Source organism: Pseudarthrobacter sp. MDT1-22 (assembly GCF_054511035.1).
In genome coordinates this window covers 1-4,188 of sequence record NZ_JBTNDK010000060.1, presented here as the reverse complement: position 1 = coordinate 4,188, position 4,188 = coordinate 1, and the positions used below count along the sequence as shown (strand labels likewise).

5 protein-coding genes are annotated in these 4,188 nt (G+C 64.9%); 3 read left to right on the top strand and 2 right to left on the bottom strand.

Annotated elements, in window-relative coordinates:
- A partial coding sequence (locus ACX80M_RS20790; RefSeq protein ID WP_459310357.1) for an alpha/beta fold hydrolase occupies positions 1 to 260 on the top strand: 260 nt, incomplete at its 5' end.
- 146 nt (positions 261 to 406) lie between these two features.
- Here ACX80M_RS20790 and ACX80M_RS20785 read toward each other — a convergent pair.
- A complete protein-coding gene (locus ACX80M_RS20785; RefSeq protein ID WP_459310356.1) occupies positions 407 to 1,369 on the bottom strand; it encodes a ferritin-like domain-containing protein in 963 nt (320 codons plus the stop codon).
- 1,080 nt (positions 1,370 to 2,449) lie between these two features.
- On the opposite strand from ACX80M_RS20785, the gene ACX80M_RS20780 reads away from it, so the two are divergent.
- Together ACX80M_RS20780 and ACX80M_RS20775 are read left to right on the top strand one after the other, a co-directional pair.
- Entirely contained in the window at positions 2,450 to 2,749 is a 300-nt protein-coding gene (locus ACX80M_RS20780) for a hypothetical protein (RefSeq protein ID WP_459310355.1), read from the top strand.
- Positions 2,746 to 3,312, top strand: a complete 567-nt coding sequence (locus ACX80M_RS20775) for a hypothetical protein (RefSeq protein ID WP_252615056.1) — start codon at positions 2,746 to 2,748, stop codon at positions 3,310 to 3,312. Before ACX80M_RS20780 ends, ACX80M_RS20775 begins: the two co-directional genes overlap by 4 nt.
- Here ACX80M_RS20775 and ACX80M_RS20770 read toward each other — a convergent pair.
- Complete coding sequence (locus tag ACX80M_RS20770) at positions 3,290 to 4,051, bottom strand: sulfite exporter TauE/SafE family protein (RefSeq protein WP_252615055.1); 762 nt, start codon at positions 4,049 to 4,051, stop codon at positions 3,290 to 3,292. The genes ACX80M_RS20775 and ACX80M_RS20770 overlap by 23 nt on opposite strands.
- Positions 4,052 to 4,188: the final 137 nt, after the last annotated feature.

The following is a 4,188-nucleotide window of genomic DNA, read 5'->3' as shown; positions in this document are numbered from 1 at the left end:
CGGACAAAAAAGCAGCCCTCGCGTGCATGGCCGCCTTCGGCGGCACCGACTTCCGTGACGACCTGCCCAAAGTAACCGTGCCCGTACTCGTGCTCCACGGAGAGGGCGACGCGACCGTACCCTTCGAAGGATCCGGTCAGCGCACCCACGCGACCCTGCCCGGCAGCGAACTGCGCGTCATCACCGGAGCCCCGCACGGATGCAACGTAAGCCACCCCGACGAATGGAACGAAGCCCTCATCCAGTTCCTGGCCAAATAGCCTCAACACAGCGGGACCCCGTCACCGACAGCTTGCAGGTGAGTCAGTGACGGGGCGCTGAGGACGTGCTGCCGGGTGTCCCGGATCGGCCGGGTCCCGGCAGTCAGGTGGCAGCGGTCCTGCGGACGCGTCGCCTCACGGCCGCGTCAGTCCTCGTCGTCGTCGCCGCCGCCGCTGGTGTTGATGGTGCCGTTAACGCCTGCCGGGAAGAACCCTCCAGAGGTGACCTGCTTGGGAGTCAGGTACGCGATGTTCAGCACCTGGGCAGCGGTGCGGCTGAAGGCCAGTCCGTTGGCGTCGGTGGGAACGAGGTTGGCCACAGCGGCGGTGCCTATGCCCTGATCCAGGTCGGTCTTGCCGTCGAGGCTGTCACGGGCGTCCGAAATCTTCTGCGCTGTAGTGTAGATGGAAGGCGTCTGGACCCCCAGGGCGTAGAGGGTCGTGCGGATGATGCCGGCGTGGTATGCCTCCACGGCCAGGAGCCCTGCAGCGGCTTCAAGATAGGTCTTATTGCTGATCAGCGGTGCCGCGCCTTTGTACGCTGTGACGCCGACGTCTTCGAAGATATAGGCGCCGAAAAGGAAGTTGACCTCGTTGGCGTAGACATCGAATTTCTCGTGTGCCCCGACCAGTCCGGCGGCGCGGGCCGCTGCGGTGAAGCTGTCGTTAAGATTGATCCGCGGCCGGGACACTGCAGCGCTTCCCAGGGCACTGCGCAGGAATGCCACATGGGATTTTTCATCAGCGGCGATCTCTTCGGCGTACTTTTTGATCAGGGGCGTCTGAAAGGACACTGCCCTGCCGCCGACGACGGGGCCCCGCGTGCCTGTTCCGGTGGTCAACTTATCCGCCAATCCCACGCCGGTGACGGCCCGAAGATAGAACTCCGCCTCGAGGTATTCAAGGTTCAGGGCAAAGTTCAGGATCGCCGAATCACTCGGCGCCCCTCCATCCGCCGCAGCGGACGATGCCGTGGCCACGCCGGCGGCGACAATCGCGGCACCGGCCGTGATTCCGCTGAGCCCGGCCGCACGGAAAAAGCGGCGACGGTCCACCGCGTTTTCAGAACTCCGGGAAATGGCGTCAACAATAAAGCGTTGTTCAAACATTGGACGTTCTCCTGCCATTCAAATGAGATGGCGGGGGCAGGATTAATTCCTTTAGCGCACCCCAGCGCTGCGACGGCCCTCGTCGCCACGGCCAAAAAGGCCATGATATGGAGCATAATACCGGTCCCGGGAACGTTATGAAAGGGGAGCGCGTTGTCTCTCTAATGGGGTCATCAAAGATGCCCGCGTAGCTGCTATCGAAGAATCATTTGGTAATGCCCGCGTAGCGGCGCGTCTGCTGGGATGGCATCCGCCGGCCCGGCATTGTGAGCTGCTCTGGCTGCCTCGTCGGCCCGTACCCTCAAGTCATCGGCAACCTTTGTTCGACGTATTTTGTCCGGTGACGATTTGGTCATCAGGTTCAGCCCCAGCCTGTTGGCTTCCTCATCATGGCGGGCGGAGTCTTCGCCCCGCAGTCAGCTCTACGACACGCTGCAGTCAAATCCCGCCAGCGCCGTGACATGCTCCATCGGTACCGGGTAGTCGAAGGATTGTCCGCTGCATGGCTCCCGCTTCACCGCCGGAGGGGAAGTCCTCCAGGGTCCGTCAACCGAAAACCTCCCGGCCGCGGAGTAAGCCCGCAGAGCGTTTGCAAGAACCAAGCCGGTTCCGGCGGGTGGCCACGTCCTCCGGCTCCGGATCCCGTGGAACGCCCTGGTTACCGCCACCGACGAGTCGCCGGAGGCTGCTGCCGGCAGACCTTGACGCGGCACTGGTCCCCGGGGCGCCGGTGCCGGGGGTGAAGGGACGTGGACCGCCATGATGGAGGTGATGGAGATCGCCAACGTGTCCGTCCACCAGGGAACCAGGCTCCTGTAAGACCCGTTAAAGCACGGCCGCCAAAGGGGATTCTTGCGGACGTGGTTCCGGCCGCCCGGAAAAGTTTGGTTATGGTCAAATGATGCTAAGTGACCTTACTATGACTCTAATCGCGTAGCGGATTTCCGGAGGCAACCGGACCGCCGCCTGGCGCGCACGGCGGCGGCTGGCCGACGAGCTGAGCCGGAGCGCCCCGGATGAGAAACGCCCCGTTGACGCTGCGCGCCAGCGCGTGGGAGAGCTCAGCGGCCGGTCGCCGGGATGGTCGAGCACCTGGGCCAGCAACTCACCGCCCTCATAGAGGACCTGCGGACCGTTGCTGCCCCGGACGCCGTTGAGGCCCAGATCGAATCAGTGACGGCTGAGGCCGCCGCACAAGTCGCCGCCGCAACCGCCCGAACCAGCCGCGCCGAGCAAGCCCAACGTCAGGCCAACGCGGAGCGGCTGGAGGCCGACGCCGCAGCAAGTGAAGCTTCCGACCTCGCCGAGCAGCAGCACACCACCCTCGCCGTCACTCAGCACGAGCTGGGGGGGGCCGGACACACACTCTCGACCAGGTGACGGCCGAGCTGGTCGCCGTCCGGGCCGCGGCCGAGGCCCATAACGCACAGGCACAGGCAGAGCTGTCCCGGCTGCGCGAGCAGCTGGCGACCGTACGCACGCGACTGGGGGAGGCTGAGCACGAGTGCGACGACGCCAATGCGCGGACCGAGACGGCTTTTACCGCGCGGGCCGAAGCAGACGAACGTGCTCGGGGCGCGGTCGCCCGCGCCGACGACAACGCGGCACGAGCGCAGCGCGCCGAGGCTGACCTCGCGAAAATTCGGGACGAAATCGATCAAGCACGCAATGTCCGCGACACCATTCGGGAGGAAGCCAGCTCGCTGCGCGGGAATCTGGCTACCGCAATCGTTGAACGCGACGCAGCATGGGCGGACGTCGAGCGTGAGCGAACTCACGGTGACCCACGCGTCAGTGATCTCCGCACCGCGCAAGACCAACAGCTCACCCCGCTCCGGGACCTTCGAAGGATCCGGTCAGCGCACCCACGCCGCCCTTCCCGGCAGCGAACTGCACGTCATCACCGGACGGAAGCGGGTCTTAGTCGTGGTTCCAGACTTTGATGGAGGACAGCAGCAGGAGCAGGACGAGCAGGGGAATAAGAACCAGGCTGGGAACAACGCCCAGCAGAAGGCCGCCGATCACGGTGCCCGTGATGGAGCCCAGCGTCATGGCGACGAGAAAGGGTTTGTTCTGTCCCAGCACGGAGAAGCTCTTGTCTCTGCTGAAGCGGGCGAACGCGACGAGCATGGTGGGAAGTGAGACGGCCAGGGAGAGGCTTCCGGCGATCTTGATGTCGGTGCCGTAGAGCAGGACGATCGTGGGAATGAGCAGCTCCCCGCCGGCGACTCCCATCAGGGCGGCCACGACGCCGATGATGAGGCCGGCCGCGATTCCGAGCACGGTCCGTGGGCCGGCGGGAACGTTGAGGGGCTCCACCGCGAAGAAGTGGGTGAGGAACAGCAGCACCGCGATCAGTACGAGCAGCACTGCGATGACGCGGTAAAGCGTTTTTGAGTTGAGCCGGGTAGCCCAGTGGGCGCCGATCCAGGCGCCGATGAGGCTGCCTGCCAGGAGGTTCAGGACGATGAACCAATAGGGCGAGAGCTCTGCAAGGGGGACGCCGAAGAGGCGAGCCGGCAGGGCAGTGATGACCACGATCAGGCTCATGGCCTTGTTCATGATGATGGCCTGCAGTGCGGCGAAGCCGAAGACCCCGATGAGCAGGGGCAGCCGGAACTCGGCACCGCCCAGGCCGATCATGCCGCCCAGGACACCGATGATGGCGCCGGCAAGGAACACCAGAGCCAGGGATTGCTGGCGTGTGCCGGTTGTGTCGGGGCTTGAGGACCAATGCTCGGGAGAGTCGCGCTAAGCCGGTGGGGCCAGGTAGTAGAGGTTCTGGTCGGCACCGCTGTTACGCCGGGTCACGGCGTTGG

Coding starts and splice junctions, on each gene's coding strand:
- ACX80M_RS20785 (WP_459310356.1), bottom strand. CDS start 1,369: ATGTTTGAACAACGCTTTATTGTTGACGCCATTTCCCGGAGTTCTGAA.
- ACX80M_RS20780 (WP_459310355.1), top strand. CDS start 2,450: ATGGTCGAGCACCTGGGCCAGCAACTCACCGCCCTCATAGAGGACCTG.